Origin of the sequence: Paraburkholderia domus, assembly GCF_905220705.1 — a bacterium.
GTDB classification, from domain to species: Bacteria; Pseudomonadota; Gammaproteobacteria; order Burkholderiales; family Burkholderiaceae; genus Paraburkholderia; species Paraburkholderia domus.
In genome coordinates this window covers 21,703-42,492 of sequence record NZ_CAJNAT010000027.1, presented here as the reverse complement: position 1 = coordinate 42,492, position 20,790 = coordinate 21,703, and the positions used below count along the sequence as shown (strand labels likewise).

At 59.9% G+C, this 20,790-nt stretch carries 12 protein-coding genes and 5 pseudogenes; 6 read left to right on the top strand and 11 right to left on the bottom strand.

Annotated features, from left to right (window positions below; all coding sequences use genetic code 11):
• Position 1: 1 nt before the first annotated feature.
• From KHO31_RS30970 to KHO31_RS30960, 3 genes and pseudogenes are all read right to left on the bottom strand, one after another.
• Positions 2 to 1,129 carry an acyl-CoA dehydrogenase family protein gene (locus KHO31_RS30970; RefSeq protein WP_211624903.1) on the bottom strand — a complete coding sequence of 376 codons (1,128 nt, stop codon included), beginning with the start codon at positions 1,127 to 1,129 and terminating at the stop codon, positions 2 to 4.
• Between the two features lie 9 nt (positions 1,130 to 1,138).
• Positions 1,139 to 2,335, bottom strand: a complete 1,197-nt coding sequence (locus KHO31_RS30965; protein ID WP_211624900.1) for an acyl-CoA dehydrogenase family protein — start codon at positions 2,333 to 2,335, stop codon at positions 1,139 to 1,141.
• Between the two features lie 966 nt (positions 2,336 to 3,301).
• Positions 3,302 to 3,811, bottom strand: a pseudogene (locus tag KHO31_RS30960) (transposase); the annotation flags it as partial.
• Positions 3,812 to 3,926: 115 nt separating this feature from the next.
• On the opposite strand from KHO31_RS30960, the gene KHO31_RS30955 reads away from it, so the two are divergent.
• A complete protein-coding gene (locus tag KHO31_RS30955; protein ID WP_211624898.1) occupies positions 3,927 to 5,192 on the top strand; it encodes an IS256 family transposase in 1,266 nt (421 codons plus the stop codon).
• 30 nt (positions 5,193 to 5,222) lie between these two features.
• Here KHO31_RS30955 and KHO31_RS30950 read toward each other — a convergent pair.
• The 4 genes and pseudogenes from KHO31_RS30950 to KHO31_RS30935 all read right to left on the bottom strand — a co-directional run.
• A pseudogene (locus KHO31_RS30950) lies at positions 5,223 to 5,555 on the bottom strand (IS110 family transposase); the annotation flags it as partial.
• Positions 5,556 to 5,870: 315 nt separating this feature from the next.
• Positions 5,871 to 6,884 (bottom strand): annotated as a pseudogene (locus KHO31_RS30945) (acetyl-CoA C-acyltransferase); the annotation flags it as partial.
• A gap of 196 nt (positions 6,885 to 7,080) precedes the next feature.
• Positions 7,081 to 8,216 (bottom strand): IS3 family transposase gene (locus KHO31_RS30940; protein WP_407945971.1). Its coding sequence is split into 2 segments (ribosomal slippage): positions 7,081 to 7,952 and positions 7,952 to 8,216, totalling 1,137 coding nucleotides; the frame shifts between segments, so codons are not numbered across the junction.
• Between the two features lie 72 nt (positions 8,217 to 8,288).
• On the bottom strand, positions 8,289 to 8,657 hold the full coding sequence (locus KHO31_RS30935) for a hypothetical protein (RefSeq protein WP_211624894.1): 369 nt from the start codon (positions 8,655 to 8,657) through the stop codon (positions 8,289 to 8,291).
• Between the two features lie 176 nt (positions 8,658 to 8,833).
• On the opposite strand from KHO31_RS30935, the pseudogene KHO31_RS30930 reads away from it, so the two are divergent.
• From KHO31_RS30930 to KHO31_RS30910, 5 genes and pseudogenes are all read left to right on the top strand, one after another.
• Positions 8,834 to 9,810, top strand: a pseudogene (locus KHO31_RS30930) (IS3 family transposase); the annotation flags it as partial.
• Between the two features lie 213 nt (positions 9,811 to 10,023).
• The gene (locus KHO31_RS30925) at positions 10,024 to 11,073 is read left to right on the top strand and encodes an IS110 family RNA-guided transposase (RefSeq protein ID WP_211624892.1); all 1,050 of its coding nucleotides are present in this window, start codon (positions 10,024 to 10,026) and stop codon (positions 11,071 to 11,073) included.
• A 12-nt stretch (positions 11,074 to 11,085) separates the two neighbouring features.
• Positions 11,086 to 11,292 (top strand): annotated as a pseudogene (locus KHO31_RS30920) (IS3 family transposase); the annotation flags it as partial.
• Positions 11,293 to 12,060: 768 nt separating this feature from the next.
• Positions 12,061 to 13,209 carry a branched-chain amino acid ABC transporter substrate-binding protein gene (locus KHO31_RS30915; protein WP_211624890.1) on the top strand — a complete coding sequence of 383 codons (1,149 nt, stop codon included), beginning with the start codon at positions 12,061 to 12,063 and terminating at the stop codon, positions 13,207 to 13,209.
• An 829-nt stretch (positions 13,210 to 14,038) separates the two neighbouring features.
• Positions 14,039 to 14,641 (top strand): HD domain-containing protein, encoded by a 603-nt coding sequence (locus KHO31_RS30910; protein ID WP_211624888.1) that lies wholly within the window; start codon positions 14,039 to 14,041, stop codon positions 14,639 to 14,641.
• A gap of 489 nt (positions 14,642 to 15,130) precedes the next feature.
• Here KHO31_RS30910 and acs read toward each other — a convergent pair whose 3' ends face one another.
• The 4 genes from acs to phnA form a co-directional block, all read right to left on the bottom strand.
• Complete coding sequence (gene acs / locus KHO31_RS30905) at positions 15,131 to 17,113, bottom strand: acetate--CoA ligase (RefSeq protein ID WP_211624886.1); 1,983 nt, start codon at positions 17,111 to 17,113, stop codon at positions 15,131 to 15,133.
• 197 nt (positions 17,114 to 17,310) lie between these two features.
• Entirely contained in the window at positions 17,311 to 17,997 is a 687-nt protein-coding gene (locus KHO31_RS30900) for an MgtC/SapB family protein (RefSeq protein WP_211624884.1), read from the bottom strand.
• A gap of 36 nt (positions 17,998 to 18,033) precedes the next feature.
• Positions 18,034 to 19,485, bottom strand: coding sequence for a phosphonoacetaldehyde dehydrogenase (gene phnY, locus KHO31_RS30895; RefSeq protein WP_211624882.1), 1,452 nt, complete (start codon positions 19,483 to 19,485; stop codon positions 18,034 to 18,036).
• Positions 19,482 to 20,777, bottom strand: a complete 1,296-nt coding sequence (phnA, locus tag KHO31_RS30890) for a phosphonoacetate hydrolase (protein WP_211624880.1) — start codon at positions 20,775 to 20,777, stop codon at positions 19,482 to 19,484. The genes phnY and phnA overlap by 4 nt, the downstream gene beginning before the upstream one ends.
• Positions 20,778 to 20,790: the final 13 nt, after the last annotated feature.

The window sequence follows — 20,790 nt, the reverse complement described above, 5'->3', positions numbered from 1 at the left end:
GTCAGCCTTGCATGACTTCGCAATAACGCGCGACGTGGTAGTCGCTATCTCCAAGTAACGGGTCGAACATCGTCAGGCGCTTCAGGTAGTCGCCGACCTCCAGTTCGTCCGTCACGCCCATGCCGCCATGCAGTTGCACCGCCTGTTGCCCGACAAAGCGCCCCGCTTTCGCGACCGCGACCTTGGCAGCCGACACCATACGACGACGCTGTGCCGGATCTGTTTCGTCGAGCGCCTGGGCTGCGACATAGGCCATCGACAGCGCCAGTTCCTTCTGCACGAGCATGGCGGCCATGCGGTGCTGCAGCGCCTGAAAAGCGCCCAACGGCTGGCCGAACTGGCGACGGGTACGCAAATACTCTGCGGTGATCTCGATCAATTTTTCCATCGCCCCTGCCGCCTCGGCGCACATGGCTGCAATGCCGTGATCGAGACCATGCTCGAGCGCGGTGAGCCCTTGACCCGGCAGGCCGACGATCGCTTCTTTGCCGATCACGACGCCTTCCAGCTTCAGGTCCGCAGCGCGTTGACCATCGATGGTCGGGTAGCCCGTCACCGTCAGCCCAGGTGCCTCGCGCGGCACGATAAAGAGTCCAATATTGTCGCCGCCATCGAGCTTCGCGGTGAGCAGAATCGCATCGACCACTTCGCCGTGCCACGCCAGCGATTTGATGCCATTCAGGACATAGCCATCCTGCGTCTGCGCTGCGACCGTGCACACGCTTTCCGGTCGGTAGCGCGAGCCGGGTTCGAGCCAGGCCGTGGTCATGATGCGTTCGCCGCTTGCGATGGCCGGAAGCCACGTATCTTTCTGCGCCGGACTGCCAAACGCATTCAACACTTCCGTCGCGATGACACCGCCCGGAATGACCGGCTCGTGCACGAGTGCTCGGCCTAGTTCGCGCTGCACGACGAGACGGGTGGCGGAACCTTCGCCAAAGCCGCCATAGTTGTCCGGCACCGTGAGCCCGATGACACCCATCTCCGCGAGCATCTTCCAGACTTTCGGATCGAAGCTCGCGCCTTCGCGTGCGCTCCTGCGCCGCTTTTCAAAAGTGTATTCTGTGTCGACAAAACGGCGCAGACTGTCCGCGAGCATCTGCTGCTCTTCGCTGTAAGTGAAGTCCATGGTTGTTTCCTAGAAGCCGAGGATCATCTTGGAGATGATGTTTTTCTGCACTTCGGTTGCTCCGCCGTAGATCGACGTCTTACGCATGTCGAAATAGGTGGACGCCGAAGGCGCAGCCCACGCCGGTCCGCTGACCGGCTGCTCGGCGCCAGGCTCAAGCCATTGCGGCGAGAAGGGCCAGCCGTGCGGTCCCGCGACCTCCTGCTGCAGCATGGCGAGATCCTGCTGGAGTTCCGAGCCGCGGATCTTCACAATCGAGGCCTCCGGCCCTGGCCCCTTTCCAGCGCCGGCAGTGGCCACGCGCAACAACAGCATCTCCAGCGCCATCAGGTCCATTTCGACGCGTGCGATCTTGTCGCGCATGCGCACGTTATCGATCATCGTGCCGCCTGCACCATCGGACGCTTGCGCGGCGTGATGCTTCAACAGACGCAACTCGCGATAGCAGTGGCCGATGCCGGCGATGCCCGTACGCTCATGTCCGAGCAGATACTTCGCGTAGGTCCAGCCGCGATTCTCCTCGCCGACCAGATTCGCTACGGGAACCTCGACGTCTTCGAACCACGTTTCATTGACATCGTGGCCACCGTCGAGCGTCACGATGGGACGCACCGTCACGCCAGCCGACTTCATGTCGATCAGCAGCATCGAAATGCCTTCCTGCGGCCGCGATTCTCCGTCGGTGCGCACGAGGCAGAAGATCCAGTCAGCGTGATGCGCCATCGTGGTCCAGGTCTTCTGGCCATTCACGATGTAGCGATCCCCCTTTCTCACCGCGCGCGTTTTGAGCGAAGCGAGATCCGAGCCTGAACCGGGCTCCGAATAACCCTGGCACCAGAAGTCGTCGACGGCCGGGATACGCGGCAAAAAGCGTGCCTGAAGTTCCGGGCTCGCGTATTTCATCAGCACCGGCCCGATCATCGTGAGACCGAACGGCAGCAAGCGCGGCGCGCCCGCGCGTCCCGTCTCGATGTCGAAGATGAGCCGCTGCATCGCATTCCAGCCAGTACCACCGAACTCCTTCGGCCAGGTCGGCGCGCCCCAACCGTGAGCGTGCAGGATACGATGCCAGCGCACGTAGTCGTCCTTCTCGATGCGCTGGTGGCTGAGCACCTTGCCGCGAATATCGACCGGAAGACTGGCTTGCACGAAGGCCCTGACTTCTTCCCGGAAAGCCTGCTCCTCTTCGGTAAAGCGTAAATCCATCTGCCTGTCCTCTTTGTCGAAATCTGATCGTCTGTGATGAGTGACGTTCGTACAGCATGACCACAAGCACATCGCCCGCGCGCAGCTTGTGCCGTTGCAACGACGCAAACTTTCAATCTGTCGATGCCGACCTCCCGGCGCCACTGCTGCCCGAGCAGAGCGAAATCCGCGGGACCCGTCGAGCCAGGCGCCTCTACCTTCGAGAATGGTCTGCGCGACGGATTGGCACTCTCGGCACGGCTTCAGGCGGTTCACACTTGAAGACCCGCCGAAGCCGCTAACGAAGGGCAGTGTGAAAACCTCCGTCCGTTGAGCTGGCTCAGGGCGCATCGAATAGGTCGCTGCCGCGCTCCGTGCCTGATCGGACTGGAACTGCATCGACTTTAGGGTCGAGCAGGGCTGCCTGTCGTGGACCGAAGGAGTGAACTTGCAGGGTTTGATGAATAGTTCAAACGAACTAGAAGCGCCACAGACGTATAGAGATCTCTGCGCGGGCGACGCAAACTGAAGAATCGCTTCTTCGTTGACGCAGCTCAGTCCGGCGTGAGAGATCCGATTTCGCCGGTCTGCGTGAGCGCCTTCGCGCGAATGCATCGGGTAGATAGCGTGATTTCAACCGCGTTCTGTCGCGTCCGCGACACCGGGCCCCGAATGCTTGACTAAGACAGTTTTTCTCAGTTCGCCTGTGTCACTTTCTGAGATTCAGTTTCGCTTTCAGATAGCCACCTTGCGCCGACAGCGCGACCAGTGCGCCGCAGTCGTCAAATCCAGCGGCATGCCGATGCTTCGCTGGCGCGCTCAGCTACTGCGGTCGGATATTGAAATTCCAAATCGGCTGCTTGCGCAGTCGTGGGTATTGTTTGCTCACTTGACACCGGCTCGCTAATGGGTGCCATCACACTCGAATGCCACCGCAACTTTTGACGGTCCATCCCTTCAGCACAACCTTCCGATAGACCAGAGAAATCAAGCCCGTTTAACGCTTTCGTAGTCTTTCCGGTAGGGCCGTTGATGTGCCAGCATTGCCCGGATTATTCGGGCAAGCTTGTTGGCCATCGCGACGATGAGGACGTTCAACGGACGCCGCTGTTTCATCTGCGTCACCGATGGACCTGGCTCTTTCACACGATAGATGATGCTCCGCACGCCGTAAGCGAGCAAAGTCCTGAGATAGGTATCACCTCGTTTACTGATTCCCTGTAGCTCTATCTTGGCGCCGGAACCCGTCTGCCCCGGCACGAGACCGAGCCACGCAGCAAACTCGCGGCCGGTTTTTAAGGCTTTGGCGTGCCCCATCGTTGCCACTGCCGCTGTCGCGGTAAGCAGGCCCACGCCCGGAATCACTGCTATTGCTTTGGCAGCCTGATCGTTCTTCATCCACTCCTGTAACCGCCGCTCTATCTGGCAGATCTGCCGATGCAGCTTATCCAGACCTTTCCATTGCTCACGCAACGTGTCGAACTTCCTTGCTGTGAGCTAAAGTCGGAAGTGGTGTACGGGGGAGTTGAGGCGGAAGGTTGAAGGCGGTGGAGGTTTCAGCTGAGAATCTGATTGTCGAAGTCGGAAACCAGCAAACAACAAACCATCCACCATGAGCAAGTTTACGGAAAAAGAAGTCATCGGTCTATCGGGTGCCGGTCTCGGCCTGGACGAGTTGGTCCGCCAAGGAGCACGGCAGGTGATTCAACAAGCGATTGAAGCGGAGCTGGCAGAGCTAATGGAGCGGTTCGCGAACGTCAAGACCATGCAGGGGCAACGCGCCGTGGTGCGCAACGGCTACTTGCCGGAACGCGAGATATTGACGGCGGCCGGGCCGATTCCGGTGAAAGTGCCGAAGGTGCGCGATCGATCGGGATCAGGCGTGAAGTTCAATTCGTCGATCGTGCCGCCGTACGTGAGGAAGTCGCCCCGCGTGAGCGCCGCGTTGCCGTGGCTGTATCTGAAGGGCATCTCGACGGGCGACATGAGCGAAGCATTGAGCGTGCTGTTGGGCGAGGATGCCAAGGGTTTGTCGGCGAATGTGGTGAGCCGGCTAAAGGCGCAATGGACCGAAGAACAAGTGGCCTGGAGCAAGCGAGACTTGTCGAAATCGCGCTATGTGTACTGGTGGGTCGACGGCATTCACACCGGGCTGCGCAGCGAGAATTCGGACGGTCAATGCCTGCTGGTGATCATCGGCGTGAGGCCGGATGGGAGCAAAGAGCGCGTGGCGATCGGCGACGGCTACCGTGAGACGAAGGCGTCGTGGCTGGAGCTGCTGCTGGACCTGAAAGCGCGTGGCTTGCAGGCGGGGCCATTGCTGGCTGTTGGCGACGGCGCAATGGGCTTCTGGGCGGCCCTGGAAGAAGTGTTTCCGGCGACGCGTGGCCAGCGCTGCTGGTTTCACAAGATGGGCAACGTGCTCAATGCGCTGCCGAAGTCGCAACAGGGGCGCGCGAAGGCGGATATGCAGGCGATCTGGATGGCCGCCACGCGCGCCGAGGCACATGCCGCGTTCGATCGTTTCGTGTCGATCTATGCAGCGAAATATCCGAAGGCCGCCGAGACGCTGAAAAAGGATCGAGAGAACTTGTTGGCGTTCTATGACTTTCCATCCGAGCACTGGCAGCATTTGCGCACGACTAACGCGATCGAGTCGACCTTCGCGACGGTGCGACACCGCACAACACGTACGCGCAATTGCGTGTCGCGCCCGACCTTCCTTGGCTTGGCATTCAAGCTGATCGACGAAGCTGAGAAGACTTGGCGCCGCATTAACGGCCCAGAAAAGATCAAGCTGTTGCTTGAGGGCATCGCCTTCGAGGACGGCGAACCGGTGCAAGGCGATCGACCGGCTCAGCAGAAACTCGCCGCTTGAAATCGATGGCCATCAAACTGCTCATACACCACTCTTGACGTTATCTCCCTTGCTGTCCATCTGCGTGGCTATCCAGATTGCTCGTGCACCGGCCGCATCGTTCTTGTTGCGGATGTTGAATGCCTTGACGAATTTCGCTGGCATCGACTTCACCTAGTGGCCCATCTCGATCAATCGCCGCGCTCAGTGTTGGGATCCGCTACAAGACTCCATACCGATAAGACAAGGACGGCCATTGGCGAAATATTCGAGAAGCGCCGCCCGTTTGACAGGCCTGTTCACGATCTCGCCGGTTTCTGGATCGACCCAGTGCACCTGCACTACGTTTTTTGCGATGTCCACACCCACGATCGTACGCGTCATGATGGATCCTCCAGCTGAGTAGGCCAATATGATCACCGATTTCTGTTCGGTAGCGATCGGCGGCCACCGATGTACCGCTGACGCGGCATGTAGCGATGGGTGGGGGTCGTTCATATCGTTCACTTCGCTTGAGGAGCGATCGAAGCGCATAAGCCCCAATGCATGAGGCAGTAGCATACCCAAGCTGTCCTTCGCTATCCGACAAAGGAGGTCCGCTGCCAAGCCCAAAGCCGCCATTCAACGGTCGATAGATACTCAACGCTCAAGCCACCGTCACTCGGAAAGCTTGAACGCAACACGCCAACCTTCATGACGCTAACGCGCGATTCTCCCAGTAGCCGTCCGTGCCCGCAATAACACGAGTTCAAAAGCAATCGCAGTGGCTTCGCCTCCGCCAACGCACAGGGACGCGATTCCCCTTTTCTGACCATACTTCTTTAGCGCGGCCAAAAGGGTGACGATAATCCGTGCGCCGGATGCGCCGATAGGGTGGCCGAGCGCACATGCGCCCCCATGCACATTGACCTTGTCGTGGGACAACCGAAGCTCACGCATTGCCATCATCGCGACCACGGCAAACGCCTCATTGATTTCCCATAGGTCTACTTGAGCCGCATCCCAGTTGACCTTTTCCAGCAAGCCCTTGATTGCCCCCACCGGAGCGGTCGTAAATAGCGACGGTAACTGGGCGAAAGTGTTATGTCCAACAACAGTGGCAACGGGAGTGAGACCGCGCTTCTCTGCCTCGGAACGACGCATCATCACCAGCGCTGCGGCACCATCGGAAATAGAGGATGAATTGGCAGCAGTCACTGTGCCGCCCTCCCGGAAGGCCGGTTTGAACGTTGGTATTTTCTCCGGCTGCGCCTTGCTGGGTTGTTCGTCCACCGCAACGATCGAATCGCCCTTTCGCCCCTTGAGGGTCACAGGTGCAATCTCCCCAGCGAAGGTGCCATCAGTACAGGCCTTCAGCGCTCTGGTAAGCGAGGTCACAGCGAAAGCATCTTGCGCCTCGCGAGTGAAGCCATAGCTCTGGGCGGTGTCCTCTGCGAACGTGCCCATCAGGCGCCCCCGGTCATACGCATCTTCCAGTCCGTCCAGAAACATGTGATCGGAGAGCTTGCCGTGGCCCATGCGATAGCCGCTGCGCGCCTTGTCCAGAAGATAGGGAGCGTTAGACATGCTTTCCATGCCACCCGCCACCATCACGCGGTTGGTTCCGGCTAAAAGAAGGTCATGCGCGAACATCGTGGCCTTCATGCCCGAGCCGCACATCTTGTTGACGGTTGTACATCCCGCCGAGTCGGCGATCCCAGCCGTAGAGCGAAGTAAATTCGTCACCAAAAACGAAGTAAACTCGTCAACACCCATTTTTGCGTGTTTCGCACGACAGTTTCGGGACGAAGATTAATGGAAAGCTCCTGATCTATGGAGCGTGCGCCCCTGCCACGAGGCAGCGAGCTAAGAGGTGGCCTCGTTCGTTCGGACAGGATCTGCGAGTTTTTAAGTGGAATTGCTGGGGCAATCAAGCTGCCGATTTTATCGCTGGCAGCGTGGCGAAGTATGCTTCATCCGGTGTCTGATCGGCCAGCCTGGAATGAGGCCGATGCTGGTTATACCAGCTCAGGTAATTGCCGATTGAGCGGCGCGCGTGGCTGACCGAGTCGTACGCTTTCAAATAGACCTCTTCATATTTGACGCTGCGCCACACCCGTTCGACGAACACGTTGTCACGCCAGGCACCCTTTCCATCCATGGACAGAAGAACCTTCCGGCTGAGCACCGCGTCGGTGAATTCGGTTGCGGTGAACTGGCTGCCTTGATCTGTGTTGACGATCTCAGGCAGGCCGTATTTCGCAAACGCTTCCTCCAGCGCCTCGACAGCATGGCAGCTCTCCAGCGTGATCGCCACCCGGTGTGCCAGCACCCGACGGCTCGCCCAGTCCACGACGGCCGTCAGATAGACGAAGCCGCGCGCCATCGGGATATAGCTCGTGTCGAGCGCCCAGACCTGATTGGCCCGGTCGATCTTGCGGTTGCGCAGCAGGTACGGCCAGATCCTGTGGGCTGCATGCTTGCGGCTCGTGTTTGGCTTGCGATACAACGCCTCGACGCCCATGCGCTTCATCAAGGTGCTGACGTGTCTGCGCCCGACCTTGGTGCCTTCGCGACGCAGCAGCCGTGCCAGCATTCGCGCCCCTGCAAATGGATGCTCGAGGTGAAGCTCGTCAATCCGGCGCATCAATTTCAGATCCGCTTCGCTGACCCCACGCGATTGGTAATAGACACTCGATCGGCTGAGGCCTACCAGCCGGGCCTGCTGTGTCACCGGCAGAGCGTGATCACGATCGATCATCGCCTTACGCCCAGCAGTCCCGCCTTGCTGAGCGCGCTTTCTAAAAAATCATTCTCCAACGTCAACTGCCCGATCTTCGCGTGCAGCACCTTCACGTCGACTGGCGGTGCAGCCGGCGCCGCGTTGCCCGCTTCGAACACATCGGCAACCCGCTCCTGCAGCTGCTTCTTCCAGTCCGTGATCTGGTTCGGATGGACATCAAATTGCTGGGCCAGCTCCGCCAGCGTCTTGTCGCCCTTGAGCGCCGCGAGTGCCACCTTTGCCTTGAACGCCGGTGAGTGGGTCCGTCGGTTTCGTTTCGTCATCTTCTGGTTCCTTGTCGCCGGCCATTATGACCGACTCACGCCCCAGCTTTTCCACTCAACGAACTGTCCAAATTATCGGAGCCACCTCTCGGTACGCCCGGCACCAACTTCAATACCAGACAATTCAGAACTTCGCATACCGGTCAGCACGCCGAGAAGGTAGAAGCACGCGTTGCGGATAGCGGTAACCTCCGCATCCTGCCACGCAGAGCGCCTGCCGGCATCCCGCTCGTCTAAAATGCCGCGGGCGTTCTTCAGAATGTTTTCTGCATGAATGAAGAGGCCTTGTGCCACCGCAGCCGGAATCAAGGGCGTCTTGCTGTCCTTTTCACTATCCTTCCTTGCCTGCCCAACGCGTCCCGCCATCTCGCCAGCGGACGAATTGGGCCATGGGTGGAATCGCAACCCATCGGGATGCTGGTCGCGAAACGCGTAGAGCATCTCCAGTGCGCAGAATTTATTGGCTAGCGTACCCCTCACATGGCCACTATCCTTCTGGGCTTGAACGTAGTTGGTGATATGGATCGGATGGACGTCACCGAAAGAGGCAATGTGACCTTGCCCCCGAAAAACGAATCCCTTGCTGAGTGTGTAAACTCAAGCAAGGAGAAGAAACGATGACGGTCAAGGCAAAGCGGGCGCAGTACACGCTCGAATTCAAACTGGAAGCAGTCCGGCTGGTGAAGAACGGCCAGAGTCTGGCTGCGGTGTCGGCGACGCTGGGCGTGGCGCAGCAGACCCTTCACAACTGGGTCAAGGCTGACAGGGAAGGCAAACTGGTCGGAGCCGGAGCGAAGCCGGTCAGTCCCGAGCAGATGGAACTGGCGCGGTTGAGAGCGGAAGTGTCTCGCCTGAAGATGGAGCTCGACATCACAAAAAAAGCGGCGGCGTACTTCGCAAAGGAGTTGATGTGAAGTGCGCGTTCATTGACCGGAATCGACACCGCTGGCCAGTCTCAATGCTGTGCGAAGCACTGGAAATCAGTCCCAGCGGGTATCATCAACGTCAGCAGCGCAGCGGCGATGACAAGCCGCACAGATGCCGTATCAGCAACGATGCCCTGCTCGCGCACATCAAGGCGATTCACGTGCAGGTCAAGGGCGAATATGGTTGGCCGCGCATGTGGAAAGAGCTCGTTGCGCGCGGCGTGCGCGTGGGCAAGGAGCGTGTTCGCAAGCTGATGGCGCAGCATGGCATCCGTGCCCGACACAAGCGCAAGTACATCGCGACGACGAATTCGAATCACAACCTGCCGGTGGCGCCGAACTTGTTGGAGCGTAACTTCACAGCAACGGCGCCGAACCAGGTCTGGACGAGCGACATCACGTACTGTGCGACGGCTGAAGGCTGGGTTTATCTGGCGGTCATCATCGACCTGTTCAGTAGGCAGGTGGTGGGCTGGTCGATGCAGCCACACATGAAAGCGGAACTGGTCACGGATGCGCTGCGTATGGCATGGTTCCGGCGCCGTCCAGAGGCTGGCGTCATCGTACATAGCGACCGGGGTAGCCAGTATTGCAGCGGGCTGTTCCAGGACACGCTGAAGGCCTACGGCATGCGCTCGTCGATGAGTCGGCGCGGCGACTGCTGGGACACTCAGTCTAAGATCGCTTCTGAACGTCGGACCGATCTGACCCGTGCTGGGATTGGCCAAGCTGCCTTTGCATTGACCTGTCGATCGGATTCCGGCGTTCCCCGAGCGTTGCCGGGCTCACCGTCTGTGACCTGATAGGAGCTTTGTTCTGCACCGTGAGTGTCCTGTCCTGCGAGTGGGGTTGGCGATGCGCCCACTACAACGGATATACGCATGGAACAAAACGAAGTGATCCTGGGTGTTGACACGCATCTGGATACGCATGTTGGGGCGGTGATCAGCCATACAGGCAGGCTTCTCGGAACGCTATCGGTATCGACCGACACGGCAGGCTATTTCGAGTTGCTGACGTGGGCAAATTCGTTCGGCGAGCTACAGCGCGCCGGAGTTGAAGGGACTGGCACGTACGGAGCGGGATTGGCCCGCGTGCTTCGCGATCATGAGATTGAGGTGCTTGAAGTCAATCGCCCCGATCGCGCGATGCGCCGATCTAAAGGGAAGTCCGATCCCACCGATGCCGAAAATGCCGCACGTGCGGTGCTCTCCGGAAGAGCTACCGCTATTCCAAAGGAGCAGTCCGGTGCGGCAGAGGCGATGCGTGCCGTCTCCGTTGCCAGACGCAGTGCAGTCAAGGCCAAGACACAGGCTGTCAACCAGTTGCGGGCTTTGCTCGTAAGCGCACCTCAGGACATCCGCGAGCGCCTTCTGAAAGTGAAAACCGCGGAATGCGTTAAAGATTGCGCGCGCCTCCGCTCGTTGGGCAAAACGCCGATGTTGCAAACGCTCACGACCACACTGCGGTTGCTGGCGAAGCGCTGGTTGACGTTGGCTGATGAGCTCAAAGTACTCGACGACATGCTTGACAGCCTGACCAGCCAGCATGCCAGGCGACTTCGTGAGCGATTCGGCGTCGGCCCTCAGACCGCTGCAGTATTGGTTGCTGTGGCGGGTGACAATCCCGAACGCCTGAAAAGCGAAGCTGCCCTTGCCGCGCTCTGCGGCACTAGTCCATTGCAGGCGTCATCCGGCAAGACGGTCCGGCATCGCTTGAACAGGGGTGGGGACCGGTCCGCGAACAACGCCCTATGGACCATTGCCATGGTTCGGATGCGCAGTGATCCACGCACCCGGGTCTACGTGGAGCGTCGGACGAAGGAAGGCATGTCGAACAAGGAGATCCACCGCTGCCTCAAGCGCTATATCGTCCGGGAACTGTACCCGCTCATCCTGGCTGATCTGGCCGATTCGACGACAGTTTCTTGACATAGGAGCGTCAATGTACCGACCGAAAGCCTGTGGGGTTCGTTGAAAGTTGCACGCCTGCATGGCCGGCACTTCGCGACCCGGCGTGCGGCAATGGATGAAATCGTCGACTGGCTTGGCTTTTATAATTCCCGCCGGCTACACTCGACGCTCGACTACGTCAGCCCCATGACGTTCGAGAAAAATTGGTTCGCCACTCAACAGGGACGAGCCGCATAAATCTCTCAGCTATGGGATTCGCGAAACAGGGGCAAGGTCAGTACAGCGATCCTATGGGAAGTCCGTCGTTATGGAAAGTATGCTGATTTAGGGCAGCGGCGCTGGCCTGTCCCAAGGCCCATCCCTGCAACGAAACGCTCTGACTTGATTCACATAATGCTGCCGCCCTTCGCCGCACTTGCTGATACCCAGAAGTCGACTATCCCGTCAAATCAGACACGGCGCTTCGAGCGCTTCCCGCGTAATCGCGCAGGCGGCCTCGTTGCGCTGACCGGCGAAACCAAATTTCATGTCGGTCCGCCGCGACATCTGGCATCGGGCCGATCACCCGAAGTTCCACCTCGTGAATTCAGCTGCGAACTTTTAACCTGCGATCGTCCGCGCAGGTGCGCGCTGTAGATATCGGCTACATGAGCAACTCGCTGTGCCGGCTCCGCCCTCTTCTCTGAAACGCGCACAGACGGGCGTATTTGTCCTGATTGCTTCGATTAACCCCGCTGTGCCGTAATGCGCATAGGAACCCCCGGCAAACGTCAAGACGGAGCGATATTGGCCTGCTATTGTGGCTCCCAGCGGTCGCCGCGGAATTTTCATTCGGAGCGGTTCGATCAATACCACGCCTATTAGGAGGAGTTCCACACGCAGTCGATACAAACAAGAGCCGTGCACCGGCCGCCGCTCCGACCGCGCAGAGCGCGAGAACCGGGGGCGCAAAGCCGGCATGCGCGCCATGGCAGTGAACTCATGCTCACCGACGAAGGAAACAATATGCGTTTTGCAAAGACTTTCACCCCTATCGCAGTTGCAGCTGGAGCACTTCTCGCTGTTGCACCACTCGCCAGTCGCGCAGATACCGTCGTAAAGATCGGTTTTGCCGCGCCGCTCACCGGACCTAACGCCAGTTACGGCAAAGATCTGGAGAACGGCGTCAAATTGGCGCTCGATGACGCCAAGGCGCAAGGCGTCAAAATCAATGGCCAGCCCGTCTCGTTCCAACTCGTCGCCGAAGACGATCAGGCTGACCCGCGCGTCGGCGTGCAAGTCGCGCAGAAACTTGTGGACGAAGGCGTGTCGGTTGTCGTCGGCCACTTCAACTCGGGCACGACCATCCCCGCTTCCGATCTCTACGAAAAGGCGGGGCTGCCCGACATCGATCCGGCCGCCACGAACCCGGTCATCAGCGGCCGCGGCTTCAAGAACATCTTCATGGTAATTTCGAGCGACGCGCAAAACGCGGGCACCGCGGGCACCTATGCAGTCACGACGACGAAGGCCAAGCGCATCGCCGTCATCGACGACCGCACGGCGTTCGGCCAAGGCGAAGCCGACGAGTTCGTGAAAGCGGTCAAAGCGCATGGCGGCGACATCATCGACCGCGAATACACGACGAACCAGGCGACCGACTTCAAGACGCAGCTCACGAACATCAAGGGAAAGAGCCCCGATCTGATATTCGTGGGTGCCCTCAATCCGCAGGCGGCCGGCATCATGAAGCAGATGAACCAGCTCGGCATTAAAGCGCAGTACGTGGGCGGAGGTGGCGTGAAGGACATCGACTTCATCAAGCTCGCGGGCGGCGTGTCCGAAGGCGCAATGGCATGGGAATACGGCCGTCCGCTCGACAGCACGCCGGTGGGCGCGAAGTTCGCCGAACGCTTCAAGCAGAAGTTCGGCGAGGAGGTTCTGTCGTACGCGCCGTTCGGCTATGACGCGGCGTGGACCGCGATCAAGGCGATGCAGGCAGCCAATTCGACAAAGCCCGACGATTATCGCGCGAAGCTGCAAAGCATCAGCTTCGACGGCATCACCGGCCATATCGAGTTCAACGCGAACGGTTCGCTGAAGAACGGTTCGTCCACGGTCTATCAGGTGAAGAACGGCCAGTGGGTGACGGTCAAGACGGTAAGCGGCCTCTGACCGCAGGCCGCCCTCTTCCGGGCGGGCGATCGGCGCGGTGCCTCCCAGGCGCCGCGCTTGTCCGCATTTTGCTTCCTTGATGATTGTTTTCTAACCCAGGTTTCGAAGATTGTATTCGTGGGCGACGGTGTCAAGAGCCTACCGTGCGCGCAATCGTTGCTGACAGGCCGCGGTGATTTCCATTCGACCGAAGCTTTTGACGGTCACTGCCGTTGTGGATGTCGCCCGGGGTCCGGCCAACCGGCAAGTAGTCGGCAGCTATATCCTGCGCCTCCGTCTAAGCCACTTCCTTACCGTGAAAGCTGGGTAGCGCGGGCGCAAGCGTTTTCCGCTCGCATTGCCGCGAGTTTAACCATGTCGCCAGGCCCGACCCCTCGTTGTAGCGATCTCTACGTGGTAGCAGACGTCGATGCGTTATCGGGCCATTGGCCTATGACCTTCAGTTGCTTGATCCAGCGCGGCGCGTTTTTCTTCGCGCTAATGGCCTGATAGTCAATCTGCGGGTCGTATCAATTTACAACTGCGCGCGACAAGGTCAAGATTCATGCTTCAAGATGGCTTTGCATATGGAGGGGCTTCTGGCTCAAGTCCGCACGTTCGAATCGATACCGCATCTACACCGCGATGTCGTCCTCGTGAGAAGGCATCAGCAGTTGCCTGAATCGCAGCATACAACGAAGAAGATCGGTAAGCTCTTCCCATCTGTACCAATCTACGTGTCGTCCGCGATGCTGATCATCGCTCGCAATTAGTCGTGATCGCTCGCCAGAAATCTCGCCGATTCTCGCTTGGGACCGAGGCAGTACTCGGACGAAAAGGAACGCAATATATGACTTGTTTGCCCACTGATCAGATCGCACAACAGCTTGCCTTTCTCGTGGAACTGGATAGACTGAAGTCGATTATGCGGCAATCTCCACTGATCAATCAGAGCCGAAAAGAAAACTCGGCGGAGCATTCCTGGCACCTGAGTATGTTTGCGCTCGTCCTCTCAGCGCACGCAAAGGATGTAGTAGACACCCTGCACGTCGTCAAACTTCTGCTCGTCCACGACATTGTTGAGATCGACGCCGGCGATCATCCGATACATTCGACCAGCGGGCACGATGCACTGATCTCAGAGGCTGAACAACAGGCCGCCGAGCGAATCTTTGGGCTACTGCCCCAACACCAGGGGCGTGAAATGTTTGAACTCTGGCGCGAGTTTGAGGCAGCGGAGACACCCGAGGCGATCTTTGCAAAAACACTGGATCGATTGCAGCCACTGTTGATTAATACACTATCGAATGGTGGAACATGGACCGAGAACGGTGTCACACAGCGGCAAGTTATGGAGCGGTACGGCGCCGTAATCGCGCGTGGCTCAGCGACCCTGTGGGAAGTAGCAAGCAAGCGCGTTAGCGAATTTTTTGCTGCGGCTGGGAGCAGCTAATGGCGGCTGTACCTCGTAAGCGGTGATTGCCATCGCGGCAGGTCGAACGCTGCTCCAGGTCGGACTGAGCTCGACGCGGGCCGAGCAACGACGGTTCGTTCATACATTCAGCGTAACGCTGGATCGGCGCTTTGCCTCATGAAAGAGCTACTATATTCACGACTGCGCCTTCAGTCGGATACATGCGAAACATTGCAATGCATCCCGATCCGCCTTCGCAAGGGTTGGTTGCGAGCATCGCCGAAGCGATAGCCGAGGCAGGGACGAATGCAAATCGATATCCGGATCGCGATTTCACGAAACTGCGAACCCGCTTGGCCACCTATCTGACGCATGATTTTGCGCCAGGATGAGCGACCAAAGTGGGTCGAGAGACCCGCTTATAAGGCCCTTCAGGGCCAGCAGATCGAACCCATCGCGTCGCTGATCTCGCATTCCGAAATTCAGCAGCAAGCCGTCGGCGAAAGCGGCGGCTTCTTCAGCGTAGCCTTAAACTGCGTGGCCGAGCTGATCGAGAATCGCCGGGTTCTCCAGGGTAGACACGTCCTGAGTGATTTCCTCGCCCTTCGCGAGCGAGCGCAACAGGCGGCGCATGATCTTGCCCGAACGCGTCTTCGGCAGGTTCTCGCCGAAGCGGATGTCCTTCGGCTTGGCAATCGGACCGATTTCCCTGGCGACCCAGCTGCGCAGTTCGTTGGCGAGCTTCACCGCTTCTTCGCCTTCAGGACGCGCGCGTTTGAGCACCACGAATGCGCACACGGCTTCGCCGGTCGTATCGTCAGGACGGCCAACCACAGCCGCTTCTGCCACGATCGGGTTCGACACCAGCGCCGACTCGATCTCCATGGTGCCGAGGCGATGGCCGGACACGTTGAGCACGTCGTCGATGCGGCCCATGATCGTGAAGTAGCCGGTTTCCTTGTCGCGCACCGCGCCGTCGCCGGCGAGGTACAGCGTGCCGCCGAGTTCTTCGGGGAAGTAGCTCTTCTTGTAGCGCTCCGGATCGCCCCAAACATTGCGCAGCATCGCCGGCCACGGGCGCTTCACGACCAGAATGCCGCCCTGCCCGTTCGGCACGTCCTGGCCGGTTTCATCGACCACCGCCGCCATGATGCCCGGCAGCGGCAGCGTGCACGAACCCGGCACCAGCGGTGTGGCGCCCGGCAGCGGCGTGATCATGTGGCCGCCGGTTTCGGTTTGCCACCACGTATCGACGATCGGGCAACGGCCGCCGCCGACATTCTCGTGATACCAGACCCACGCTTCCGGATTAATCGGCTCGCCGACAGTGCCGATGATGCGCAGCGTCGACAGATCGTAGCTTTTCGGATGCACTTTCTCGTCCGCTTCGGCGTATTTGATCAGCGAGCGGATCGCCGTCGGCGCGGTGTAGAACAACGTGACCTTATGCTTGGCGATCATCTCCCAGAAGCGGCCTGCGTTCGGATTGGTCGGCACGCCTTCGAACACCACCTGGGTGCCGCCGAGCGTCAACGGGCCATACGTGATGTAGCTATGGCCGGTGATCCAGCCGATGTCGGCGGTACACCAGAACACATCCGTGGACTTCCAGTCGAAGGTCCACTTCATGGTCTGCGCGGCCCACAGCAGATAGCCGCCGGTGCTGTGCTGCACGCCCTTCGGCTTGCCGGTCGAACCGGACGTATAGAGGATGAAAAGCGGATGCTCGGCGCCGACCCACTCAGGCGCGCATTGATCCGATTCGGACTGCGTGAGTTCGTGCATCCACAGATCGCGGCTTTCGTTCCACGCGATCTTGCCGCCGGTGCGCTTGTAGACGATCACGCTCTTCACCGCATCGCAGCCGCCCATGGCAATGGCTTCGTCTGCGATGTTCTTCAGCGGCAAGGCCTTGCCGCCGCGCATCTGTTCGTCGGAGGTGACGAGCGCGACCGCGCCCACATCCACCAACCGCTCGTTGAGCGACTTCGACGAAAAGCCGCCGAACACCACCGAATGCGTGGCGCCAATGCGCGCGCACGCCTGCATCGCGACAATGCCTTCGATCGACATCGGCATATAGATCACGACGCGATCGCCCTTCTTTACGCCGCGTTTTTTCAGCGCGTTCGCAAAGCGCGATACACGTTGCAGGAGATCGTTATAAGTGACGTTGGTGACAGTGCCGTCGTCGGCTTCGAAAATGATCGCGACGCGCTCGCCGTTGCCCGCTTCGACATGACGGTCGATGCTGTTATACGACGCGTTCAGCTGGCCGTCTTCGAACCATGTGTAGAAAGGCGCCTTCGATTCGTCGAGCACCTTGCTGAAGGGCTTGTTCCAGCTTAGCGTCTCGCGAGCGAGGCGCCCCCAGAAACCTTCGTAATCACGCTCCGCTTCGGCGGCAAGCGCCCGGTACGCGTCCATGCCGGAGATCGTCGCACCTGCCGCTGCTTCAGCGGAGGGCGGGAAAACACGGCGTTCGTGAAGAACAGATTCAATCGCAGACATCGACAACCCCTTGGCGAAAATCGAACGTAAAACCTGCATCAGCGCGCAGGCCACGTGTTTCGTCGTATTGACCGCATTGAAGTCCCCGACGCGGCACCAGTAGCGACCCGTCCGCGCGAGAATTGTCGGGATCCACGTCGGGCCGCCCCCAGCCCATCAACCACATCCCCCTTGAGCCGCGAGGGAGGAGTCCCCCGTCAGTGCACCTCGATCTCCTCGACCTCGCGCACGCCGATCAGCTCACAGAGCATGTTCCGATAGGCAGCAAATTCGTCGGTGGACATGCGCGACAGCGAAATTGTGATCAGTTCCTGCTGTTCGTTTTCGTCGTCGGCGCTTACACTGATCTGTCGGATACGCGGCCCGTCGTCACCGAACACCCGGCACAACACCGGCAGCGTGATCGCCCCCCGATCGACCTGAAGCCGTAGCTCCCGGCGCAGTTTCCCTTTCGTACGCAACTGGCGTGCGACAGGCTTGACCCACGCGAGTGTCGTCAGAATGATCACCGTTGCCGCCAGCGCTAGCACGTACAGTCCACCACCCGCCGCAAGTCCGATGCCCGCGACGGCCCAGACACTCGCCGCCGTGGTCAGCCCTCGCACCACCTCACCGCGCAGCAGGATCGCACCGGCGCCGAGAAAGCCGATTCCCGACACCACCTGCGCGGCGACACGTGAGGGATCGAGGGCGATGTTCGGCATCGAGCGGGTGTCCTCGAAGCCGAACGCCGAGACGATCATCACTAGCGAGGACGCCACGCACACCAGCATATGTGTGCGCAGTCCGGCCGGAAACGCAAACCGCTCCCGCTCGAAGCCGATGGCGCCGCCCAGCACCGCGGCAAACAGCAGCCTTGCGATCAGTTCGATATTGTCCGGCATCGCATTCTCCCCGTTGTCCCTCGTTATCGCTTGTTGTCAGCCCCAAGGCAGCGTAAAGGTCTTCACGTTCGTGAAGCTCTTCATCGCCTCCTGGACACCCTCCTTATGGCCCAGTCCCGAATCCTTGATGCCGCCGAACGGCGTCAGCTCGATCCGGTAGCCGGGAACTTCCCAGACGTTGACGGTCCCCACATTGAGTTCATTCGCAAAACGCGTGACGTTCTCGAGACTGTCCGTGCAGACGCCGGACGACAGGCCATACGCGGTACCGTTGGCTATCCGGATGGCGTCGTCAAGGTCGTTGAAGGCAATGATTGGCGAGACCGGACCGAACGTCTCCTGTGCAACGAGTTCCATCTCGGGCGTAACGCGATCCAGCACCGTCGGTGGGAAGAGCGCGCCCTGGCGCTCGTTGCCGATCAACAGGCGTGCGCCCTGCGCGATTGCCTGATTCACACGCGCTTCGAACAGCGATGCGGCCGCTTTGTCGATGACCGTACCCATGTCAGTGTTCGCGTCAACTGGATCACCGCATTTCCACGCCCGGGTCTTCTCGACCACCAGGTCAGTGAACTGATCCGCCACCGTCCGGTGCACCAGAATCCGTTTGATGGCCGTGCAGCGTTGCCCGGAGTTTTTGTACGAACCGAGCACCGCAAGGTCCGACGCGCGGTCGAGATCGGCGTCGTCCATCACGATCAGCGGATCGTTGCCGCCCAGCTCGAGAATTACGCGTCGATAGCCTGCATGCTCGGCAATGTATTTGCCGATGGCGACGCCACCCGTGAACGTCACCAGCGCGACGTTCGGGTTCGTGATCAGCTCGTCGGCAATCTCCGTAGGATCACCGGTCACGACCTGCAGCATCGGCGGCGGCAGGCCTGCTTCATAGAGCAAATCCGCCAGGTAGTACGCGGATAGCGGCACCTTTTCCGACGGCTTCAGCACGGTACGGTTGTTGGTGGCGATCGCCGGCGCGATCTTGTGCGCCACCTGGTTCATCGGGTGATTGAACGGTGTGATGGCAGTGATGACACCCAGCAACGGCTCGCGTTGCGTGACCACGCGGCGCTTCTTTCCGTGTGGCGTGAGATCGCAGGAAAACACCTGGCCGTCGTCGCGCAACGCCTCGTTCGCGGAGAAGTTGAACACATCGGCCACGCGCCCGATCTCGTAGCGCGAGTCTTTCATGCACAGACCCGATTCGAGCGTGATGAGCGTGGCGGCCTCTTCGGTGCGGCTGCGCAGGAGTTCCGCGGCACGGTTGAGGATCGACGCGCGCTCGAAGCGTGACAACGTCGGCTTGTAACGCTTCGCCGCGTCGTATGCCGCACGTACGTCGTCGACCGATGCCTTCGGCACGGTGCCCACTACGTCCCCTGTGTAAGGGTTGGTCACCTCGATCACGCGGTCGCGTATCAGTTTCTTGCCGTCGATACGCAGCGCTTCTTCACGGAACTGCTGCGATTTCAGATCGATGGTGTTCATGCGTGCTGCTCCGGAAAAGGTGCGACGGCGGGTTGTTCCTGAAGTGCATTCAACGCGATATCGAATACGTCGAAATTCCTCAAGGTCCGGCCTTCGAGCGTGCCGGCAAGTGGACGGTTGAACAGCAGCGGCACGGTCTGCTCCGACAAGCCGCCATGCGAGCGCAAGGGAACCGTCAGCCCCGAGAGATCGTGCGCCGCGGCGCTGCTGCCGAGCACCCAGGATTTGTCGCTGATGACGACGAGATCGCCCACCCGGTCGGGTGGTAATTCGAAGCGTGTGCACGCTTCTTCGCGGGTCAACACCGCCTCGATATGCGGTAATTCCGCCAGCCGCCTGCGCAGCGCGACGCCGTCGTCTCCGTCCGGCAGATAGACCGTCGCGTAAGAGCCAAGCGCCCCGTGGTGGCGCACGTACGGGTCCGTGATCGGCAGGATCACACGCGGGCCGCCCTCCTTGACACCGCGGCCAAACCAGTCGTCCAGCAGGTCCTGCAGATAGATGATGTTCGGCTCGCCCGTCTTCGGATCGTGCTTGGCATTCATCCCGTGATCCGCCGTGATGCCAATGACGGCGCCCAGCTCGTGCAGGCGCGACAGATACCGGTCCATCATCGCGTAAAACGCGTTCGCGCCGTCGGTGCCCGGGGCAAACTTGTGCTGAACGTAGTCGGTCGTCGACAGATACATCAGATCTACGCGATCGTTTTCGAGCAGCCATACGCCGGTCGCGAAGACGAATTCGGAAAGTGCCGCGCTGTACACATCGGGCAGCGGCATGTTCACGCGTTCCAACACCCGGTCGATGCCGTTCGCCTCGACAGTGGCCTCGTTTGCCTTTTCTGCCGATAGACAGATGCCATTCAGGCCGTGGCCGAGCAGCGCGCGCAACTTGTCCTTCGCGGTGACCACAGCGACGCGGGAGCCCGCTTCGGCGGCAGCGGCCAGCAGGGTGCCGGCCCGCAAATAGCGCGGATCGTTCATCAGCACCTCACGGCCGCGGCCTTCGTCGGCATCGCGGTCGTAGAAATAGTTGCCGCAGATGCCATGCACGGCCGGCGGTGCGCCGCACACGATCGACAGGTTGTTCGGGTTGGTGAAGGAGGGCATCACACATTTCGCGGAGAGCGCCGTGCCATTTTCGAGCACCTCGCGCAGGAACGGCGTGGCGCCCGCTGCGGCGGCCCGATACAGATAGTCGTACTCACAGCCGTCAATGCACACGACAACGGTCGGCCGGCGCGGCAAGCGATAGCTTCGGCCGTTGACGTCGATGGTTGAAACTGGATTCATGTCAAATTCCCCT